15 protein-coding genes and 2 pseudogenes are annotated in these 19,647 nt (G+C 69.4%); 10 read left to right on the top strand and 7 right to left on the bottom strand.

The annotated features are described in order from the left end of the window. Positions 1-61 precede the first annotated feature (61 nt). The 5 genes and pseudogenes from OG823_RS33580 to OG823_RS33600 all read right to left on the bottom strand — a co-directional run bounded on the left by OG823_RS33580 (position 62) and on the right by OG823_RS33600 (position 5,190). The gene (locus OG823_RS33580; RefSeq protein ID WP_371484136.1) at positions 62-1,207 is read right to left on the bottom strand and encodes a lytic polysaccharide monooxygenase; all 1,146 of its coding nucleotides are present in this window, start codon (positions 1,205-1,207) and stop codon (positions 62-64) included. A gap of 676 nt (positions 1,208-1,883) precedes the next feature. Next, on the bottom strand, positions 1,884-2,738 hold the full coding sequence (locus OG823_RS33585; protein WP_371484138.1) for an NmrA family NAD(P)-binding protein: 855 nt from the start codon (positions 2,736-2,738) through the stop codon (positions 1,884-1,886). 170 nt (positions 2,739-2,908) lie between these two features. After that, on the bottom strand, positions 2,909-3,382 hold the full coding sequence (locus OG823_RS33590) for a hypothetical protein (protein WP_371484139.1): 474 nt from the start codon (positions 3,380-3,382) through the stop codon (positions 2,909-2,911). 142 nt (positions 3,383-3,524) lie between these two features. After that, a complete protein-coding gene (locus tag OG823_RS33595) occupies positions 3,525-4,043 on the bottom strand; it encodes a MarR family winged helix-turn-helix transcriptional regulator (protein WP_371484141.1) in 519 nt (172 codons plus the stop codon). Positions 4,044-4,140: 97 nt separating this feature from the next. Then, positions 4,141-5,190: pseudogene (locus OG823_RS33600) on the bottom strand (IS701 family transposase). Positions 5,191-5,480: 290 nt separating this feature from the next. Between OG823_RS33600 and OG823_RS33605 the strand changes: the two are divergent. The 3 genes and pseudogenes from OG823_RS33605 to OG823_RS33615 all read left to right on the top strand — a co-directional run. Next, complete coding sequence (locus tag OG823_RS33605) at positions 5,481-5,906, top strand: MarR family winged helix-turn-helix transcriptional regulator (RefSeq protein WP_371484143.1); 426 nt, start codon at positions 5,481-5,483, stop codon at positions 5,904-5,906. Between the two features lie 98 nt (positions 5,907-6,004). Beyond that, entirely contained in the window at positions 6,005-6,895 is an 891-nt protein-coding gene (locus OG823_RS33610; RefSeq protein WP_371484145.1) for an NmrA/HSCARG family protein, read from the top strand. 487 nt (positions 6,896-7,382) lie between these two features. Further along, a pseudogene (locus tag OG823_RS33615) lies at positions 7,383-7,589 on the top strand (IS701 family transposase); the annotation flags it as partial. 559 nt (positions 7,590-8,148) lie between these two features. On the opposite strand, the gene OG823_RS33620 reads toward OG823_RS33615, so the two are convergent. Both OG823_RS33620 and OG823_RS33625 read right to left on the bottom strand, forming a co-directional pair. Continuing rightward, positions 8,149-8,856 carry a hypothetical protein gene (locus OG823_RS33620; RefSeq protein ID WP_371484146.1) on the bottom strand — a complete coding sequence of 236 codons (708 nt, stop codon included), beginning with the start codon at positions 8,854-8,856 and terminating at the stop codon, positions 8,149-8,151. Between the two features lie 477 nt (positions 8,857-9,333). Beyond that, the gene (locus tag OG823_RS33625; protein WP_371484147.1) at positions 9,334-9,741 is read right to left on the bottom strand and encodes a winged helix-turn-helix transcriptional regulator; all 408 of its coding nucleotides are present in this window, start codon (positions 9,739-9,741) and stop codon (positions 9,334-9,336) included. Positions 9,742-9,839: 98 nt separating this feature from the next. Between OG823_RS33625 and OG823_RS33630 the strand changes: the two genes are divergently transcribed. From OG823_RS33630 to OG823_RS33660, 7 genes are all read left to right on the top strand, one after another. After that, positions 9,840-10,712, top strand: coding sequence for an alpha/beta fold hydrolase (locus OG823_RS33630; RefSeq protein ID WP_371484149.1), 873 nt, complete (start codon positions 9,840-9,842; stop codon positions 10,710-10,712). Between the two features lie 448 nt (positions 10,713-11,160). Beyond that, positions 11,161-11,958 (top strand): maleylpyruvate isomerase family mycothiol-dependent enzyme, encoded by a 798-nt coding sequence (locus tag OG823_RS33635; protein WP_371484150.1) that lies wholly within the window; start codon positions 11,161-11,163, stop codon positions 11,956-11,958. Positions 11,959-13,061: 1,103 nt separating this feature from the next. Further along, positions 13,062-14,162 carry a sugar ABC transporter substrate-binding protein gene (locus OG823_RS33640; RefSeq protein ID WP_371484151.1) on the top strand — a complete coding sequence of 367 codons (1,101 nt, stop codon included), beginning with the start codon at positions 13,062-13,064 and terminating at the stop codon, positions 14,160-14,162. Positions 14,163-14,241: 79 nt separating this feature from the next. Next, positions 14,242-15,021: an ATP-binding cassette domain-containing protein gene (locus OG823_RS33645; RefSeq protein ID WP_371484152.1), complete on the top strand. Its 780-nt coding sequence runs from the start codon at positions 14,242-14,244 to the stop codon at positions 15,019-15,021. Next, entirely contained in the window at positions 15,018-16,295 is a 1,278-nt protein-coding gene (locus OG823_RS33650; RefSeq protein WP_371484153.1) for a sugar ABC transporter permease, read from the top strand. The genes OG823_RS33645 and OG823_RS33650 overlap by 4 nt, the downstream gene beginning before the upstream one ends. A gap of 13 nt (positions 16,296-16,308) precedes the next feature. Next, a complete protein-coding gene (locus OG823_RS33655) occupies positions 16,309-17,529 on the top strand; it encodes an ROK family protein (RefSeq protein WP_371484154.1) in 1,221 nt (406 codons plus the stop codon). Positions 17,530-18,477: 948 nt separating this feature from the next. After that, positions 18,478-19,518, top strand: a complete 1,041-nt coding sequence (locus OG823_RS33660) for a glycoside hydrolase family 11 protein (protein WP_371484155.1) — start codon at positions 18,478-18,480, stop codon at positions 19,516-19,518. Positions 19,519-19,647 lie beyond the last annotated feature (129 nt).

The following is a 19,647-nucleotide window of genomic DNA, read 5'->3' on the forward strand; positions in this document are numbered from 1 at the left end:
CTCCTACATCCTCTGTGTGTGCCTGTGGGTCGTGCGGGGGCCCCGGGCCGGGGCGCGGGGGTCACGAGGTGGTGCAGGAGATGGAACCGGTCGGGAAGCTGTTGCCGGTGGAGTTGGCGGTGAAGCCGAAGGTGGTGCTGGAGTTCGCGGCGATGGTGCCGTTGTAGGCCGCGTTCTTCACCGTCACGTTGCTGCCGGAGGTGGTCAGCGTTCCGTTCCACAGGCTGGTGATCGTGGTGCCGGTGCCCGTCTGCCACGTCAGTGTCCAGGAGTTGACCGGCGAGGAGTTGTGGTTCATCACCTCGACCGATGCCTGGAAGCCGCCGCTCCAGGAGCTGACGAGGTTGTACGTCGCCATGCAGCCGCTGCTCGGCATCGTGCTGGTGGGCGTCGCCGTCGGAGTGGAGGAGGGCGTTGCGGTCGGGGAGGAGGTCGGCGTCGCCGTCGGGGAGGACGAGGAGGTCGGCGTCGCCGTCGGGGAGGACGAGGAGGTCGGCAGGTGGATGCCGGTCACCTGGCCGTTGCCGCCGTCGAAGACGAGGTCGGAGCAGGAGAAGAAGTTCTCCGGGCTGTCGGAGCGCACCCACTGGATGAACATCTCGGCGGCGCCGTCACGGCCCGACGGGAGGGTCATGTTCCAGTGGTAGTGACCGCCGTCGGTCCCGGGGGTGCCCACCTGCGGCGGATTGGAGACGGTGGTGAGAAGGCTCAGGTCGGCCCAGGCCAGCGGGGTCGTGGGGGACCAGCCCTGTTTGGTCAGGTAGATCCGGAACTCACCCGGGTGCGCGGCCCAGTTGGAGTAGTCGACCTCGATCGTGGCACCGGAGGTGAGGTGCGTCTTGGGCCAGTCGTCACGGGCGGCGTTGTAGGCGGAGAAATCGTACGGGGACTTGTTTCCGGCGCTGCACAGGGTGCCGTCCGGGACGTAGCCCTGGCCGCGACCGTTCGCGTTGGAGTCCAGCACGGCGAACCAGTTGTAGAGCGGGGTCGTGCCGCTCTGTGCAACGGCGGCCTGGCAGGCCGGATTGGTCGGCGTCAGCGACCCGGAGCCGGTGAGCCCGTCCTCGTAGCACAGGTATGTGCGCGAGCCCGGCACGATCGCCACGCCGTGTGCGTGCGCCGGAGTCAAGCCCAGTAGCAGCGCGCAGATCGTTGCGGCCGCGGTTGCGATGGCCGCGACGATCGAGGAGGTCTTGCGTCGTGACATGAAACTCTCACCACCTTGGTGGATGGGGCCTGTCCGTGCCGTCCCGGCCGGGCAGGCCGTCTGAATGAAGATCATGCTCATGCCAGCATTGGTTCTTGGGAGCGCTCCCACCGTCCAAAGTAACCGGCCGTCAAGTGCCTGTAAACGGGCTTGCCTCGAGGGATCGGATGGATCAAGTCGTTGAAAACAAAGGAAGTTGGGAAATTCTTGATCTTGTTGATCTTGTTGAGTGCTGGTTCGAGTGTGGCGCCCCGGTCGGGTGATCCTGGCTCGGGCCGCCGTGAGGACAGGGGGCCGAGACGCTGGCGTGCGGCGTCGCGGACCTCTGGGGCGAGGGGCATTGCTTCAGGTGCGGAGGCCGGCGCGAGGGGAGTGGGCGGTCGGCGTCCATGCGTGGGCCCGCCCCTTCGGACGGGCCTTGACTTCAGAAGTTCAGGAGAGATCCCCGCGAGCACGGGGCCGACGCCCGTACAGGGCCACTGTTGACGTGCTTCCGTTCGGGTCGGCGCGAGGGGATGGTGTCGGCGGGGGACAGGACCCGCACCTCAACCTGACGTGACGCGATCCTCTTCGTCGGCCTCGAAATGCAGCCGCAGGTGCGCCGCGCTGATGGCCGCGGCCATGCCACGGCCATCAGCGTCGGCATGACAACCGACTCGCTGGGAGTGTCACATTGCTACCGGCGGAAGCGGGCGTGGTGCTCGTGCAGGAAGGCGTCGAGGGTGCGGGGCGGGCGGCCGAGTACGTCGATGACGGTTCTGGTGGGGGTTTCGGCTCGGGTGATGGAGAGTTGTTGGATCTCCGTCACGTGGTCGGCGAGCCAGGTGGGCATGTGCGCGTCGTGGATGAGGTTGTCGCGCAGTTCGCCCGCGGTGAGGTTGACGTAGTTGATCTGATTGCCCGTCAGAGTGGTCAATCGTGAGGCGAGGGTGGGGTAGGAGACGGCTTCGCGGCCGGTCAGGGTGTAGGTGCCTCCGGCGATGTCGGGCCTGGTGAGGGCGGCGGCGGCGACGTCGCCGATGTCGCGGCAGTCGATGTAGTTGCAGGGCGCGTCGCCCATCGTGCCGAGGATGACGCCCTGGGCGATGGTGGGGGCCAGGCGCAGGAGGTTCTGCATGAATGCGTAGGGGCGCAGGACGGTGTGGGTGAGGCCGCTGGCGCGCAGGTGTTCCTCGACGGTGTGGTGTCCGCGGGACACGGCGACCGGGGAGTCGGGTTCGGCGGCGGGCGCGGAGATCTTGACGATGTGTCCGACGCCGGCCTGGGCGGCGATGTCGATGACACGGGTTTCGAGTTCGACCTGTGCGGGACTGTTGGCCATGGCGAGGAAGAGCTGGCTGGTGTCCTTGAAGGCGGCGTGCAGGGAGTGGGGGTCGGTGGCGTCGGCGTACTGAACCTCGACGGGCGGATGGTGTGCGCCGGTGATGCCGGGGATCGGCCTGTGCGGGGTGCGGGTCAGTGCGCGGACGGGTATGCCGAGTGTGAGGAGGCTGTGGAGCAGGGCGTTGCCGGTTGCTCCGGTCGCTCCCATGACAACGATCATCGTGTACTCATTCCTTGGCGACTTGCCGGCGGCGTCTGCCGGGGCGGGCTCGGTCGGTCTCGGTCTCGGTCTCGGTCTCGGTCTCGGGCTGGGTCTCGGGCTGGGGCTCGGGCTGGGGCTGGGGCTCGTGGGGCGGGCGGGCTCGGTGTCGGGGCGGGCTATGCCGGGGATGCCGTGGTGGTGCTGCGCCAGCGCAGGGTGACGATGGTGGTGGCGAGGGCTGTCGAGACGGGCAGGTCGATGCGTAGGCGCTCCAGCCACGGGCTGGCGGGGATCGGAGTGTGGGCGGGTAGCCATTGGGCGGTGAACCATCCCAGCAGTGCCGCCACGCCGGCGGCGGTGATGACGAGTGCGGCGGTCAGGGCGACGCGCGGCGTGGTGGTGGTCCACCGTCGGGGCTGCCCGCCGTGCCGCAGCCAGGTGCCGACCAGGAACGCCACCACGGCGGAGGTGCCGGCGATGGAGGAGCAGGCGGCCACGGCCAGGTCTCGCTGACCGGTGACGACTCCGGCGGTACCGGCCATCAGTGCGGGGGCGGCGTAGGCGGTCAGCACCTCGCGCCACAGCGTGAACGGCCGGGACGGCCGGGAACCCGCCCGGTCTCGGCTGGTTGTGTCCTTTGGTGCGGGCATGCTGGCCTCTTTCTCGTTCGCGACGGACGCGAGTGCGGGGCGGGGTGGCAGGTCTACTCCGCCAATATAATTAGGGAGCTAACTATTAGCTCGTAAAAAGGGCCCTGCCCGGAGGGCGGGGCCGAACCGGCTGAGAGCCGGGTCAGTCAGCGGCCAGGGCCGCACTGCCGCGCACGACGCGGGCGAGCAGATCCAGGAACACCGCGCGCTCCTCGACGGAGAGCCCGCCCACCATCGCCTCAAGCTGACCGAAATGCTCGGGTGCCATGTCGCGCAGGAGCTGCGCCCCGCGCGCGGTCAGGACGGCCACCGTGCCCCGGCCGTCCTCCGTGGACGGGCGGCGGGCGATCAGACCCTCGCGCTCAAGGCCGTCCAGCAGGCCGGTGACGGTGGCCCTGGAGACATCGAGGTCGGCGGCAAGGCGCGAGGGGGATTTCTCCCCGCCGTGGTCTTCGAGGTCGGCGAGCAGGCGGTAGCGGCCCGTTGACAGGCCGAACCGGGCAAAGTGCGCCTCGGCCGCCCGGCCGACCCTCGCGCCCGCCGAGATCAGCCGCACCGCGACCAGGATCGCCTGCGGATCGACCGCCAGGCCGTAGTGCTCGACCTGCCGCCTGGCCTGGTCCAGGGTGGGTGCCTCGCCATCGATGTCGCCCCTCGTCATATAACTAATATGGCGGCTAATCACTTGGCCTGTCAAGGCGGATTCGCGGCACTTCACCGGCGAGCTCGCGTAGTACTCCAGCTGTAGATCGTGATCTTCATGGTTGTTGGGAGAGTTGTCGCTGGTAGTGGCTGGTGCGCGAGCGTGCTTGGTGTAGGCGGCGCCATGCGGACCAGCGCAGGCGGTGGGCGAAGTCGCGGGCGGGCGCGAGCAGAGCTGCGAACAGTCGTTGGATCTCGTTGCGGGTCAGCGGGCTGAGCTCGGGTTCGTGGTGGTCGTGGCCCGTTCGATGGCGGCGGTGACGGCCCGGAACGCGTGCGCGAGCATGGCCAGGGTGAGCAGCCACCGATGCCCCGGGGTGTCGGGCGGGCTGGTGATCTCGACCTGGGCCCGGTCGTAGAAGCGGTGGCCCTTGGCCCCGGGGCCTGCCGAGAGCTGCTGCCAGGCGTTCTTCGGCAGGCCGTGGGCCAGGACGCCGGCCGGGAAGGCGCCCGCGTGGGTGGGGACAGGCCGTTTGCGTGAGACGGCCAGGACATAGCCGATCTGACGTCGCTCCAGGTCGGCGCTCAGGTGCGGGTCGCCGCCGTAGACCTCGTCGCGGGTGACCCAGGCGGCCCGGACGCCGGCGTCGGGGGCGTGTCCGATCATCTCGGTGGCCAGGGGCGGGCTTGGTCGCGAACATCAGGTCGTCGGGGATGCCGGCCGCGCGGCACCGCTCGGGTTCCTGGGTCCAGGAGCGCGGGATGTAGAGGCGGCGGTCGATCGCGGCGTGCCCGGCCGCACTCGTGTAGACGAGGTGAACGGCTATCCGGGAGTTCTCGATCCGGCCGGCGGTGCCGGTGTACTGGCGTTGGACCCCGACGCTCGACGAGCCCTTCTTCAGGTCCCTAGTCTCGTCCACGACCAGCACGGCGTCCTCGTCACCGAGGTGATCGACTACGAACTCGCGTATGTCGTCACGCACTTGGTCGGCATCCCAGCGGGCCCGGCTGAGCAGGTGCTGCATACCGGCCGGACTGGCGTCACCGGTGTGCTCGGCGATCGTCCAGCAGTTCTTTCTCGGCAGGTCCGCGAGCAGCCCCAGCACGAGTCCGCGCGCCCGGCGACGCGGTTCCACCCGGGCGAACCGGCCCGCCACCCGCGCCATCAGGCCCTCGAATACCGACTGCCACCGGGCAGGGTCTGCGCTGTGGCCCACGGCCACCGGCTGATCTTCGTTTGTCGACACAACTCACGATGATCAACGGTGGCCGTCTTCGTCCGCGGACCGCCTCCACCAGCAAGATCAAGATCTACAGCTGGGGCACTTGAGTCGATCAAAGTGGTTGGGGTGCGAGTGCCAGGCCGGGCTCGCGGAGGTGTGCATCTCCTGGTGGGTGGCGCAGTCCGCCGGCCCGCGGCCAGTAGGCTGTTCGCCATCGGACCGGGGAGGTCAGCGTGGACTATGGCGACAAGCTCTTCTGGCTCTCGGTGGTGATTCAACGCAAGTACGCGCAGATCTGCGCCGAGTTCGACCTGACCCCCTCGCAGGCCACGCTGCTCTGCGCAGTCAGGGACGAGCCGCGGCAGATGGCTGACCTCGCCGCGTCGTTGGGCATGACCAAGAATGCATTGAGCCAGCTGGTCGATCGCACCGCGCGGCGCGAGTTGGTCGGCCGGGAAAGCTCGGCTCGGGACCGACGGGTCGTCATGCTCGGTGTGACGCCCACGGGGAAGGTGCTCGCCGAGGCCGTTTACGCCGAGGTCGCCAAGCGCCTGCCCGAGATCGCGAGGAACCTCGACGCTGACGACCGGCGCGACTTCGAGCGCGTGGCCACCGCCATCGTGGACACCTCGGACCTCTCTTCGCCCGCCTCGAACTGACCCATCGCACCGTGAGGTCTCGCCACACCCACACCTTGACGAAGTTCATGCCGTGAACTAATTTCGTTCACGGCGTGAACTAGTGAAAGGTGGCAGTGATGAGCACTCAGAAGACCGGCACGATCGCAGTCTTCGGCGCGACGGGGCAGCAGGGCGGGGCGGTGGTCGACGCGCTGCTGGACCACAAGGCGCGGGTGCGGGCTCTGGTCCGCGACCCGCAGTCCGACCGGGCGCAGGCGCTGGCCGCCCGCGGCGTCGAGCTGGCGGCCGTCCGGACCGACGACCCGGCGTCGCTGGCCGCCGCGCTGGCGGCGGTCGAGGGGTTCTACTTCATGACCCCGGAGGCGAACAGCCTCGAAGAGGTCGAGGCGGAGATCCGCATCGGTACCGCGCTGGTCGACGCGGCGGCCGAGGCGGGCGTCCCGCACGTCGTGTTCAACTCGGTCTTCGGAGCGGACCGGGAGCGGGGTGTGCCGCACCACGACTCGAAGCACGCGATCGAGGAGTACATGAGGAAGTCCGGCATCAGGGCGTCGATGGTTCGCGCGACCGCCTTCATGGAGAACTTCGCGAGCGTGCTGGCACCGAGCCTGGAGCATGGGGAGATCGTGCTGAGGATGCCGCTGCCGGAGGACGTGGCCCTGAAGATGATCTCGATCAGGGACATCGGCCGGGTCGCCGCCGCGCTCCTGCTCGACACCGCCCAGGCGCCTGGCGGAGCCGTCGAGCTCGTCGGTGACGAGCTGACGGGCCCCCAGATCGCAGCGGCGTTCGGCGCCCGCGCCGGGCTCCCGGCACGGTACGAGGCCCTCCCGTTGAGCGTGCTTCCCACCGACCTCGACAGGGTGATGTTCCGCGAGTTCGCGAAGGCGGCGGAACACCCTGCGGACCTCGCGGTGGTGCGCTCGATCGAGCCGGCCGCCCTGGACCTGGTCGAGTGGATCCGGGCCACCGGCTGGACCGCGCCCACGAACGTGGCTGGTTCCTGAGCCTCCGGCCGCGATGAACGCCCGCGATCGTGCCCACGCTCTCGGCACTCCAAGCACGGCAACGCATCCGCCAACGGTTGAAGTAGTCACGAAGCGCTCGGGGCGTGCCCGAAGCCGACACCGGCACACCGGTTGTCGAGAGGTCGCCAGTCGACGGCGAGGTAAAGATCCACGTCGAGGAGGCCCCGGGCCGCCAACCAAAAGACCTCACCGACTACGCCCGCGAGGCCGCCGCGCCGGCGTCCGGGCCCGTATAGCGGATGGCCGGAACAGGCTTGACCGTGCCGGCCATCCGCAATGGTGCTCGGCGCGTCTCTGGCCGCCGCTGAGGCATTGTTTCCGTCTGACCAGAGGCAGATCGACTTCATTGACATATGGTCGTCTGCCTCATGTCTCACCGAATCTGATCCACCGCAGTTCAGCGCCGCTCAGCATGGATCAGATTCAGTGAGAGCTCACGCTGGGCCACCGGCGACGAGGTCTACGGGGGGGACCCTCACCTGAGTGCCGAGCTGGAGAGGCGTCGGATCTCGCCCCGCTGACGTGCAGCGAGATCCGACGCCTCTTCGCGGCATTCACCACCCCGCCGCCCCGCAGCCTCGCGCACCGACTCCGCTGGTCGGACTGGCGCCGGCGACACCAAGCCCGCGCCCGCACCAGCCACTACCGGCGACAGGCTGCCCAACAACCCTGATCACGATCTACAGCTGGAGTAGTAGCCGGGTGTCACCGAGAGCCACGGAGCGTCACCGGAAGCGCGATCATGAACGGTCGTGACCGGTGTTGTGACGGCTCGGGGACAGTCAGAGCAATCGAGTGTCCCCTTGGAAGCCGCCCCAAGGCAGAATGAGCGTATGGCGACCTGAAGAGCACCGACCGGACGGAAGTCCTGGCGCAAGAGGGGGAGCGGCTGGTCCGTCCGCGACGGTGACCGCTGGACCTGCGTTGTGTGCCACGGGGTCCGGGGTTTCAGGGGTTGGGCTTGCGCCGGACCGCGACGGGAGCTGCTCGAAGTGCGGCCCGACCACGGAACGCTGCCCGCCTACGCGCGCGAGAGGCGGGCCCTGCCATCGACTGGTCCGCCGCCGGGACCCTCGCCCCAGCCTCGTGCCGGCCACGCGCGGCAGCAGGTTGAGCAGTTCGGCGGTGCCGGTGAGAGCGAGTATCCGGGCCGGGGCAGGCGGCGGATTCCACGGGGCGTTGCCACAGGCGGTCGGGGGTCGGCCTACCTGGCGTCGGAGCGGCGGAGGCGGTCAGCCCTTGAGTGCCGTCGCAAGGAGGGTGCCGAGCTGCTTCTCCGCGGCGATCTCCTGGCCGGCGTCGGCCGCGCCGACGCTGCCCCGGTCCACGACCACCTCCAGGACGTAGTAGCGCAGGCCCGCCAGGAACGCCAGGTGCGGGGCACCGCCGTCACTCTTCCTCGCCGCGATGAGCGCCTGGTCGCCGATGCCGGGGGCCCGCGTGGTGGCGAGATCCGGGGAGCCGATGGAGTACGCGAACTGCACGGCCGTCAGCTCCTTGAGCGAGGCGTAGGAGAGCCGCGAACCCCAGGTGCATCCCCAGACCTCACTGCCGTCCTGCGCCGGGTCCTGATGCGTGCCCACGAAGCGGTCACCCGTTCCCACGGCGGCGGCGACCTGGGCGGCCGTCAGCATGGTGCAGGCGTCGGCGGGTCTGGCGCCGTAGGCCGTGGGCGCCGTGGCGGTCACCGTCGGTGTGGCGGGCGGCTCCGCGGTCGGGGACTGCGCGGTCGGCGACTCGGGGGTGGGCGAGGCGGCGGCCGCACTCGGGGAGGGGCTCGCCGTGGCCGCCGCGGTGATGGTGGACGGCGGGGCAGCCCGCTTCGGCGAAGCGTCCGAGGAGCATCCGCCGACCGTCGCGGCGGCCAGCACCGTGACGGCCGCGACGGGGAGCAGACCGCGCCGCCGGCGCCCAGGGGGCGGGGAGAAGTCGGACGGCATGATGGGCCTCCTGCGCATTCTGCTGCGGCGAACGGACTGTCATACGGCACTCACACACCGCGATGAGCGGGAGCGTACCGGCCGGGCCGCCGCCGCACGGGCCAAAGAGGGAAACCGGCCCAAGTGGAGGACCGCGGTCCTCTCGTGTCCGAGTGAGGGCGCGGGTACGGACCGGGCCTTCACGGCGGAAAGGGCTCCGCGGCGGCCGTCTCCATCGCCGGCTGGGCCGCACTCAGGTTGAGCACGCGCGCCTCGCCGTTGACCACGTTGCGGAGCACGTAGGTGCCGACCAGGGCCGCGCCGAGCTGTGGGAGTGACGCTCCCGGATGGTGTAGCTGCCCACCAGCAGATGACTGCGGTCCAGGCCATGGCCCTGGCGATCAACGCGGCCCGCACGAACCTGCCCCCGGTGGTCCCGAGGTGACACCGGGTGGGTGAAAGCGCTGCGGCACCCAACGCCTGCACGGGGAGACGGCGTCAGTCGTTGGCCGGGTGCTCCCCGTTGAGCTCATTGGCGCGGTCGATCTCGGCCATGTGTTCCTCGGCCCAGTTGCGGATCATGGCCAGGGGAGCTTCCAGCGACAGGCCCAGCTCGGTGAGCCGGTAGTGCACACGGGGCGGCACCGTGGGCTCCACCCTCCGGCTGACCAGCCCGTCGCGGGTCAGCCCTTGGAGAGTCACCGACAGCATCTTCTGCGAGATGCCCGCCATCCGACGCTGCAGTTCCGCGAAGCGCACTTCGCCCGGGAACGCCTCCGCCAGCACCTTGACGGCCATCGACGTCCATTTCGTGCCGATCCGATCGAGCAGACGCCGGGTCGGGCACTGCGGGGAGAAGAGATCACCGCGTGCGCGCTCCGGCGCACGCGGTGCAGGGGAGGTCACTCGAAGCTCACCACCTGTGGCGAAGGTGCGGTCTTGGCCTCCCCACCGTAGTTACCTAACGTTTGGTTGTCACCATTGGTAACCAAGAAGAGGTCATCGTGTCTCTCGTGCCGCGCCACACCGTTCCTCACCAGGGGCCCGAAATAGAGCTGCGCCGCGTTACGGCCAACGGCGTCGAACTCAACGTGGCGATCACCGGGGAGGGTCCCGCTGTCCTGCTGCTGCACGGCTTCCCGCACACCTGGCGGCTGTGGACCGATGTCCTGGGTCCACTGGCCGAACGGCATCGGGTGATCGCCCCGGACCTGCGCGGCCTCGGCGCCAGCACGCGACCGGCGGACGGGTACGACGCCGGGACCCTCGCCGCCGACGCCGAAGCCCTCCTGAATGCTCTCGGTGAGACCTCCGCAGCCGTGATCGGCATCGATGCAGGCACCCCGCCGGCCTTCCTCCTGGCCATGCGCCGCCCCGACCTCGTGCGACGCCTGGTGGTCATGGAATCGCTCCTCGGAAGGCTCCCGGGCGCCGAAGGCTTCCTCGCGGGCGGAGCGCCGTGGTGGTTCGGCTTCCACTCGGTACCCGGCCTCGCGGAGACCGTACTGACGGGCCACGAAGCGCAGTACATCGACTGGTTCCTCGACTCCGGCACCCTCGGGCAGGGGCTCCGCCCCGAAATCCGTGACGCCTTCGTCAGCGCCTACACCGGCAGGGCGGCCCTGCACTGCGCCTTCTCGTACTACCGCGCACTGCCCACAAGCGCTCGCCAGGTCCAGGACGCCGCCGACTCCCGTCGGCTCACCGTGCCCACCATGGCCATCGGGGCCCACCCCGTGGGGAGGGCGCTCGAACAGCAGCTACGGCCCCTGGCCGACGACCTGGTCGGTCACATCATCGAGGACTGTGGGCACATCATCCCGCTCCACCGCCCCGAGCCACTTCTGTGCCTCCTCAAGCCGTTCCTCACGGCTTGATCTACTGGTGAGCTCGTGCATCGGAGGAATCCGCAGAATTGTGTGATCGGTGGGCAGTTGGATGTCGTTGACCTTCCGCTGCTTCCACGGACTCGGCCGGGACGGTCGCGTCTGTCATCAGGTGTCACTTCCTGCTCCTGGGACTCGGAGGGCGGCACTGAGTCCCGCACCGCCCGCGCTGCCCGCCGACCGGTGGCGGTGCTCGTCCGACGGGCCCGTACGAGGTATCCGCGTGGGTGGACGTCACGTCGCCGAGGTGCCCGGGCGCGCGGTGGGACGAGAGCAGCCACAGGCACGACGCCGGGCACACCGCCACCACCAGCGTCCCCGCAGCAGTGCGCGGCTCGTCACCCGAGCGGTGGGAGGCGAGGACAACGTCCGCCATGGCCAACCCCCGGCCTGTGAAAATCGCTGTCCGATCACCGGAGCACGGTGATAGACATCCGGCGTGGAAAAGAATCCTGAGTTCCCTGACCTGCTGCGATTGATCGATGAACGGTCGACCGCCTTCCGCGCCGCGGTCGCCGCCGCGCCCGGTCTCGACGAACAGGTGCCGACCTGCCCCGGGTGGACGCTGTTCGATCTGGTGAAGCACCTGGGTGGGGGAGACCGTTTCTGGGCCGCCATCGTCGGCGCGGGGCCTGCCGACGCTCCCCCGGCCGAGGCCACCGCTGCGCGCGCCGCTCTGGAGGTGCCGCGGGAGCGTGAGGCCCTGCTGGCCTGGCTGGCCGCGTCGACGCAGCTTCTGCTGAGCGCCCTGCGCGAGGCAGGATCGGACGCCGGCTGCTGGGCGTGGTGGAGTGCCCTGCAGACGCCGCGGACCTCCGGTGGAGTCGCCCGGCATCGGGCCCAGGAGAGCGCGGTGCACACGTATGACGCCCAACTCACCGGGGGCGCCCCGCAGCCGCTGCCGGTCGAGGTGGCACTCGACGGTGTGGAGGAGTTCCTGTTCACCGTCTGCGCAACGCAGAGTGCCTGGCCGCACAAGCCCACGGCCTTCGGCTTCCACGCCGCCGAGGGCCGCTCCTGGCGCCTCACGGTCGACGGCGACGGCGCACGCTCCACCCGCGTCCCCGCGTTCACTGCCGCGACCGGCGAGGACGCGGACACAGCCGGCGCCTCCATCCATGGCACGGCCAGTGAGCTGGTCCTCTACTTGTACGACCGTATCCAGGCCGACTCCTTGCACGTAGACGGAGACGCAGGGCTGTTCGACCTGCTCCGCGCCTGGGAGCCGGAGGAGTAGGGCGTAGCAGGGGAGGTTGGCCGGCCCTCGAGTCGGTAGCACACGACTCTTCGCCAGGTTCGTCAGTCGCGGTACCGGGCTCGAACCCGCGAGGCGGCCTCGGGGCGTCACCGAGCCGACCGTCCACCCGTCAGGGCTTGTCCCGGACAGCCGTCCCGCCCTGACGCCTACCGGGACGGCTCCTGAGCGGACTCCAGGCACTCGGGCCCTGGCGCGGCAGGCCGGAGGTCAGGACCGCGAGTCCCGCGCCCGCTGACGGGTCCGTCGCCGGCCAGCCTCGGGACGGCCGGCGTGAGGACGGACCCGGCTGCCATCGCGGCCGTCACCGCCCTGGCCGGCGCCTGCGACCTGCTCCTGGTCCGCCCGCCCGCCCGGATGTCGGAGCGGCTCGCCGCCCGCCTGCAGACCCATCTGCGACCGCACCGTCACCATGGTCCTCGCCCACGGTGGCCACTGGCCCGGCGCCCAACTCCGCCTGGACGTCACCGCCTCCCGTCGTCGCCGGAGTCGAGGGTGGCCGGGAATGCGGAGCCGCATCTCCGCGCAGGAGAGGTTCACCTTCCCGGGGCCGACCATGAAGGTCGAAACGCTCCTGGAAGACGGCTACTTGTGCCTCCGTCGTGACCGTTCCGGCAGAGGGATCACCCCGTCGAGGAACCGGACCGGATTTCCGTGGTGCGGTGGGCCGTTGCCTCGCGTCGACGATTGTTGACGCTGACGACAAAAGTCGTCAAGGGGATGGACGGGATCCGTTCCTACTTCCGTGTGGCGCAGGGCGAGTGTTGCCGTGCCCGAGACGGTGGCCCGGGAGCTTCGGCCCGGCTCTGACGCGAAGACAGTTTTCTTTGGAGTGCCGTCCTGGCGCGCGTCGGACGGTAGCCGCCCCGGGCGTCGACCGGCTTCGGATCGGTCGGGGGTGCGGGGAGATCCGATCGTTACGACGAATTGTCCACCGGAGGGCTGGCGTGCTCCTGCCACAGCCCGTAAGTTGCCGCTCACAACTTTCATCGCCCTCCGCTCCGTGCCCACCTCAACGGCGCCCTCCCCCTCTCCGCGTCCCTCCCTCCGCTACCGGACGGGGCGCATCCGAAAGGACCCTGTCCATGCGCAACAAGAGACTCCTCGCCGCTGCCTCCGTAACCGTGACCCTCCTGACAGCAGTGACCGCCTGCGCGAGCTCTTCGCCGAGCGCCACCGACGGCGCTGCCGGCGCCAAGAAGCCGAAGATCGGCGTGATCCTCCCGGACAGCAAGTCCTCCGTCCGCTGGGAGACCGCCGACCGGCCATACCTGGCCGCGGCCTTCAAGGCGGCCGGCGTGGACTACGACATCCAGAACGCCGAGGGCGACAAGCAGGCGTTCCAGACGATCGCCGACCAGATGATCACCAGCGGCGTGGACGTGCTGGTCATCGTGAACCTCGACAGCGGCACCGGCAAGGCAGTCCTCGACAAGGCCAAGGCGCAGGGCGTGGCCACCATCGACTACGACCGGCTCACCCTGGGAGGCTCCGCCCAGTACTACGTCAGTTTCGACAACACCGAGGTCGGCAAGCTGCAGGGGCAGGGTCTGGCGCAGTGCCTGAGCGACGTGGGCGCCAAGACGCCCGTCGTCGCCGAGCTCAACGGCTCACCGACGGACAACAACGCCACGCTCTTCGCCAACGGCTACAACAGCGTTCTTGACCCCAAGTACGCCTCGGGCGAGTACGCCAAGGGCCCCAATCAGCCGGTGCCCGACTGGGACAACGCCCAGGCCGGGATCATCTTCGAGCAGATGTTCACCAGCCAGCCGAACATCGCCGGGGTGCTCGCGGCCAACGACGGCCTGGCCAACGCGGCCATCGCCGTTCTGCGCAAGAACCACCGCAACGGGCAGGTCCCCATCACCGGTCAGGACGCCACCGTGCAGGGCCTGCAGAACATCCTCGCCGGCGACCAGTGCATGACCGTCTACAAGGCCGTGAAGAAGGAGGCCGACGCGGCGGCCGCGATGGCGATCGACCTCGCCCACGGCAAGAAGGGCCAGGCCGCCGCCACCGCCCACGACCCGGTCGGCAACCGCGATGTCCCCGCCGCGCTCCTGACGCCGGTGGCCGTCTTCAAGAAGAACATCCAGGACGTCGTCAACGACGGCTTCGTTTCCAAGACCGACCTGTGCACCGGTAGTTACGCGGCGCTGTGTGCCGATGCCGGCATCAAGTAAGCCGACACCCGGCCGCACTGCGGGCCCCGACCTCACAGCAGACGGGCCCGCGCACGCCCGACCTTCAGGAGTCCTTCCCATGACACAGCCACCGATCCTGGAACTACGCGGGATCGACAAGAGCTTCGGTCCGGTCCAAGTCCTGCACGACGTCGCCCTGAGCGCACACGCGGGCGAGGTCACCGCCCTCGTCGGCGACAACGGCGCCGGCAAGTCGACCCTCGTCAAGTGCATCGGCGGGATCCACGCCATCGACGGCGGGGACTACCTGTTCGAAGGCCGCCCCGTCCAGGTGCACAGCCCGCGCGACGCCGCCACCCTCGGGGTGGAGATCGTCTACCAGGACCTCGCACTCTGCGACAACCTCGACATCGTCCAGAACATGTTCCTCGGACGTGAGATACGCCGTGGCATGGTGCTCGACGACTCGACCATGGAGGAGATGGCCGCGGCAACGCTCAAGGGCCTGTCGGTGCGCACGGTCAAGTCCCTTCGCCAGAAGGTCTCCAGCCTCTCCGGCGGCCAGCGCCAGACCGTCGCCATCGCCAAAGCCGTGCTGTGGAACAGCAAGCTCGTCATCCTCGACGAGCCCACCGCCGCCCTCGGCGTCGCCCAGACCGCACAGGTCCTCGAACTGGTGCGACGACTCGCCGACAACGGCCTGGGCGTCGTCCTGATCTCGCACAACATGAACGACGTCTTCGCGGTCTCCGACCGAATAGCCACGCTCTACCTGGGGCGCATGGCCGCCCAGGTCAGGACCTCGGACGTGACCCACGCCCAAGTCGTCGAACTCATCACCTCGGGCCGCAGCGGTGATCTGGGCTTCACCACCACCTCCAAGGGAGCCGCCGCATGAGCGCCGCCGTCGCATCCCAGAAGCCGGACCAGCCCAACCGGTCCACCCGCGCCGCGGACGCGTCCCCACCCGCCCCCACGCTGAGAGACATCACCCGCAGCTACCTGGCACGACTGCGCGGAGGCGAACTCGGCGCCCTGCCCGCCGTCGGCGGCCTGGTCGTCCTGTGCGTCTTCTTCGCCGTCCTGCGACCCGTCTTCCTGTCCGACCTGAACTTCGCCAACCTCCTCACCCAGAGCGCCGGCAGCATCGCCATCGCCATGGGCCTGGTCTTCGTCCTGCTCCTCGGCGAAATCGACCTGTCAGCCGGATACGCCAGCGGCGTCTGCGCCGCCGTCCTGGCGATCCTGCTGACCAACCACGGCTGGCCCTGGTACGCGGCGGTGGCCGCCGCCATGCTCACCGGCGCAGCCATCGGACTGCTCATCGGCACCCTCGTCTCCAAAGTCGGCATCCCCTCCTTCGTCGTGACCCTGGCCGCGTTCCTCGGGTTCCAGGGCATCGTGCTCATCCTGCTCAAGGAAGGCACCAACATCTCCGTCCAGGACCCGACCGTCCTGGCCATCGCCAACGACAACCTGAGCCCCGCACTCGGCTGGGCACTGCTGGCCGGCTGCGTCCTCGCGTCCGCCGCCCTCCAACTGCGCCGCAGCCGCGACCGACGCAACCGAGACCTGCCCGGCATCCCCGCCGCCCTCCTGACCGTGCGAATCGCCGCGATCACCGCCGTCGGTGGGACAGCCGTGTACTTCCTCAACGAGGAACGCAGCCGCAACATCGTCGTCGCCTCCCTCAAGGGCGTCCCGATCGTCGTGCCCGTCATCGGAGCCCTCGTCCTGCTGGGAACGTTCACCCTGCAGCGGACCGGCTTCGGCCTGCACGTCTACGCCGTGGGCGGCAGTGCGGAAGCAGCCCGCCGCGCCGGAATCAACGTCTCCTTCATCCGTATCACCGCCTTCGTGGTCTGCTCCTGCCTGGCAGCCGTCGGCGGCATCATCGCCGCTTCCCGGGGGAACTCCGTGGACCCCAACACCGGAGGCAGCAACGTCCTGCTCCTCGCCGTCGGCAGCGCCGTCATCGGCGGCACCAGCCTCTTCGGCGGCCGCGGCCGCGTCGTGGACGCCGTCCTGGGCGGCCTGGTCGTCGCCGTCATCCAGAACGGCATGGGCCTCATGGGCTACACCTCCGGGGTCAAGTACGCTGTCACGGGCTCGGTTCTGCTGGTGGCCGCCGGCGTGGACGCCCTGTCCCGCCGCCGCTCCGTCCAACGATGAGGTTCGCGCCCCGATGAAGGCTGGCCCCTCCCAAGAAGAGATCCGCCAGCACAACCTCGGCGCCCTGCTACGCCACGTCCACCTCGGCGGACCCACTTCACGAGCCGACCTGGCAACCAGGATGGGGCTCAACCGCAGCACCATCCTGGCCCTGGTCAATGACCTGACCGCGGCCGGCCTGGTCCACGAGGAACTGCCCAGAGTGACCGGCCGCGCCGGGCGCCCGTCCCTCGTGGTCCGGCCCGAGCCCACCCGCGCGCACGTACTCGCCCTGGACATCGGCGTGGAGCGGCTGACCGCCGCCCTGCTCGGCCTGGGTGGCGTATTCCTGGACCGGCGCGAGTGCGCCTGGCCCTCGGACCGTCCGCAGGACCCCACCGAGGTGGCCGACATCCTGGCCGAGTACGCCCGGCAGATGCTGACCGCTGCTCCTGCCGGCAGTTCCTGCGTCGGGGTCGCGGTGGCAGTGCGCGGCATCGTACGCCACCCCGACGGATTGGTCAGCCACACCCCCAACATGGGCTGGAAAGACGTCGACTTCTCCGCCGAACTCGCCGCAAGGCTCTGCCTGGAAACCCCCGTCCTCGTCGCCAACGAGGCCAATCTCGGCGCTCTCGCCGAACACCGACGGGGTGCCGGCCGCAGCAGCCAGAACCTCATCTATCTGCACGGCGAGATCGGCATCGGCGCCGGCATCGTCATCGACGGCGAACTCCTGCGCGGCCGGCGCGGATACGCCGGCGAGATCGGCCACACCACGGTCAACCCCTATCAGGGCCGGCCGTGCGGCTGCGGAGCCTACGGGTGCCTGGAAGCCGAAGCGGGCGAGCGCGCCCTGCTGGAAGCCGCAGGCCGCGACAGCCGCATCACCGGAACCGACGCCGTACGAGCAGTGGTCACCGCCGCCGACCGGGGCGACGTCACCGCTCGCGCGGCACTGCACCGGGTCGGAGACTGGCTCGGCATCGGCGTCGCCAACCTCGTCAACCTCTTCAACCCGGATCTGATCGTCTTTGGCGGCACCCTCCGGGACGTCTTCCTCGGGTCCGCCGCCCAAGTGCGCAGCCGCGTGAACACCAGCGCCCTCGCCGCATCCCGGACAGACCTGCGTCTGCGTGTCAGCGAACTCGGTAACGACACCGTCCTGATCGGAGCCGCCGAACTCGCCTTCTCCGAACTGCTGTCACGACCGCTGGAGACTCTGAGCCGTGGACTCGTTCCGCCGCCCAGCTGACCCGCAGCGGCAGATTTCAGCTCCGGACGGCCGCTGCGCCCTCGGTGTCGCCGGCTGGACGCCGGCACTGCGCCGTGCGTCCACTGACGGTGGGCGGTATGCCCCTGTCTTCGGTGGTCGGGTTCCGCGCCGGGTGGGGAGGGTGGGATGTTCGGCGGTGGCGGCCGCGGCCGGCGGTGCCGTGCTGGACGCTTGCGGCGGTGACCAGCACTGCCGGCAGCCGGCCGATCGTGTCGGTGACGATGCCCCGACTGCGTTCTACGGCGGGAGGTGGCGTCGGGAGCGCCGGTGCGGTCGACGTGGACACCCCCCGAACCGGAACATTCTCCCGAGCACTCACTCGACCTGACAACGCCGCCCCCTGGCCTCCGTCAGGGGGCGAGCGACGTTCCCGGCTGGCATCGACAATGATCGGCTCATGGCTCGAAACTTTCGAAGTGGATGATCTTTCCTGATCGCCATTCTTTCGAGCCTTCACCAGCTGAGACCTTCTCGAAGTTACCCGATTAGGCGGGCAGGTCTCCCCAATTGCCTGTGAGCAGGCGATACTTTCAATCGCGGGATCCTTCGCCGCTCGCGAAGTTTTCGCAAATTTGTCGAAAGTATTGACAGTCCGAAAGGTGCGGGCCAGCATCGTCGCCATCGGCAGGCCCCACGGCGGCCGATCCAGGTCGGCCATCACGACTTGGTCCCCAGGTGTTCTCCGGCCGCCGACCCTGCGGCGTCCGGCCGCCCGCCGCGTTGTACGACGCCCGCGTTGCACGACACCCGCGTTGTACGACGCCCGCACGCGCCGGCCACCACCTCGGCCGCGGCGCCGTGCCGGGTCACGTCATGACGCACCCTTCTGTCCGCCCCCACCGAAGAGGAAGCACGCACGTGAAGCTCATCCGCCCCATCCGAGGCAACCGCCTCTCACGGCTCGTCAGCAAGGCGAGCATCCTTGCCGTGGCCTTCGCAGCCGTGCTCGTCATCCCCACCGTCGCGAACGCCGACACGACCATCTCGTCGAACGGCACCGGCACCAACAACGGGTACTTCTACTCGTTCTGGAGCCAGAACAGTGGCCAGGCCTCCATGACCCTGGGCGCCGGCGGCCAGTACAGCACGACGTGGACCAACGTCAACAACTTCGTCGCCGGCAAGGGCTGGAACCCGGGCACGACCGACGCCGTGACCTACTCGGGTTCGTGGAACTGCAACGGCAACTGCTACCTGTCGCTGTACGGCTGGACCACCAACCCGCTCATCGAGTACTACATCGTCGACAACTACGGCAACTACAACCCGAGTTCGGGCGCCACCAAGCTGGGCACGGTCGCCAGCGACGGCAGTACGTACGACCTGTACTCGACGCAGCGCACCAACGCCCCGTCCATCGAGGGCGACAGCTCGAACTTCACGCAGTTCTGGGCGATCCGCCAGTCGAAGCGCACCGGTGGCACCATCACGGTGTCCAACTTCTTCACCGCATGGGCGAAGGCGGGCCTGAACCTCGGCACCCCGAACTACGAGATCCTGGCAACCGAGGGCTACGGCAGCAGCGGTAGCTCCAACATCACGGTCAGCCACGGGGCCAGCACCACCACCAGCCCGTCGCCCACCCCGACCGGCACGCCCACCAGCAGCCCGTCGCCCAGCCCGACCACCACCACCAGCCCGTCGCCCACCCCGACCGGCACCGGTACCGGCTGCACCGCGACCTTCACCAATTCGTCCGACTGGGGCTCCGGCTTCACCGGCGCGGTGACCGTCAAGAACAACGGGTCCGCCGCCACCAACAGCTGGAAGGTCACCCTGACCTACACCGGAAACCAGACGGTCACCAACCTCTGGAACGGCACCTACGCCCAGTCCGGCAAGGTCATCACGGTGAACAACACCGCCTACAACGGCGCCATCGCGGCGGGTGGCACCACCAGCCTCGGCTTCAACGCCAACTACAGCGGCACCAACACCGCTCCGACCCTCGCCTGCACCGCGAGCTGATCGGACGCCACCAGGCGCCGGGCTGCCCGCCCCTCCTTCAGACGGCGGGCAGCCCGGCGGGGCCGCGGCCGTCGGGGAAGCGGGAACCTGCTCACCGGAACGAGGACGGACGGACAACGCGAGCCTCGC

This window comes from Kitasatospora sp. NBC_00315 (assembly GCF_041435095.1).
Lineage (GTDB): Bacteria > Actinomycetota > Actinomycetes > Streptomycetales > Streptomycetaceae > Kitasatospora.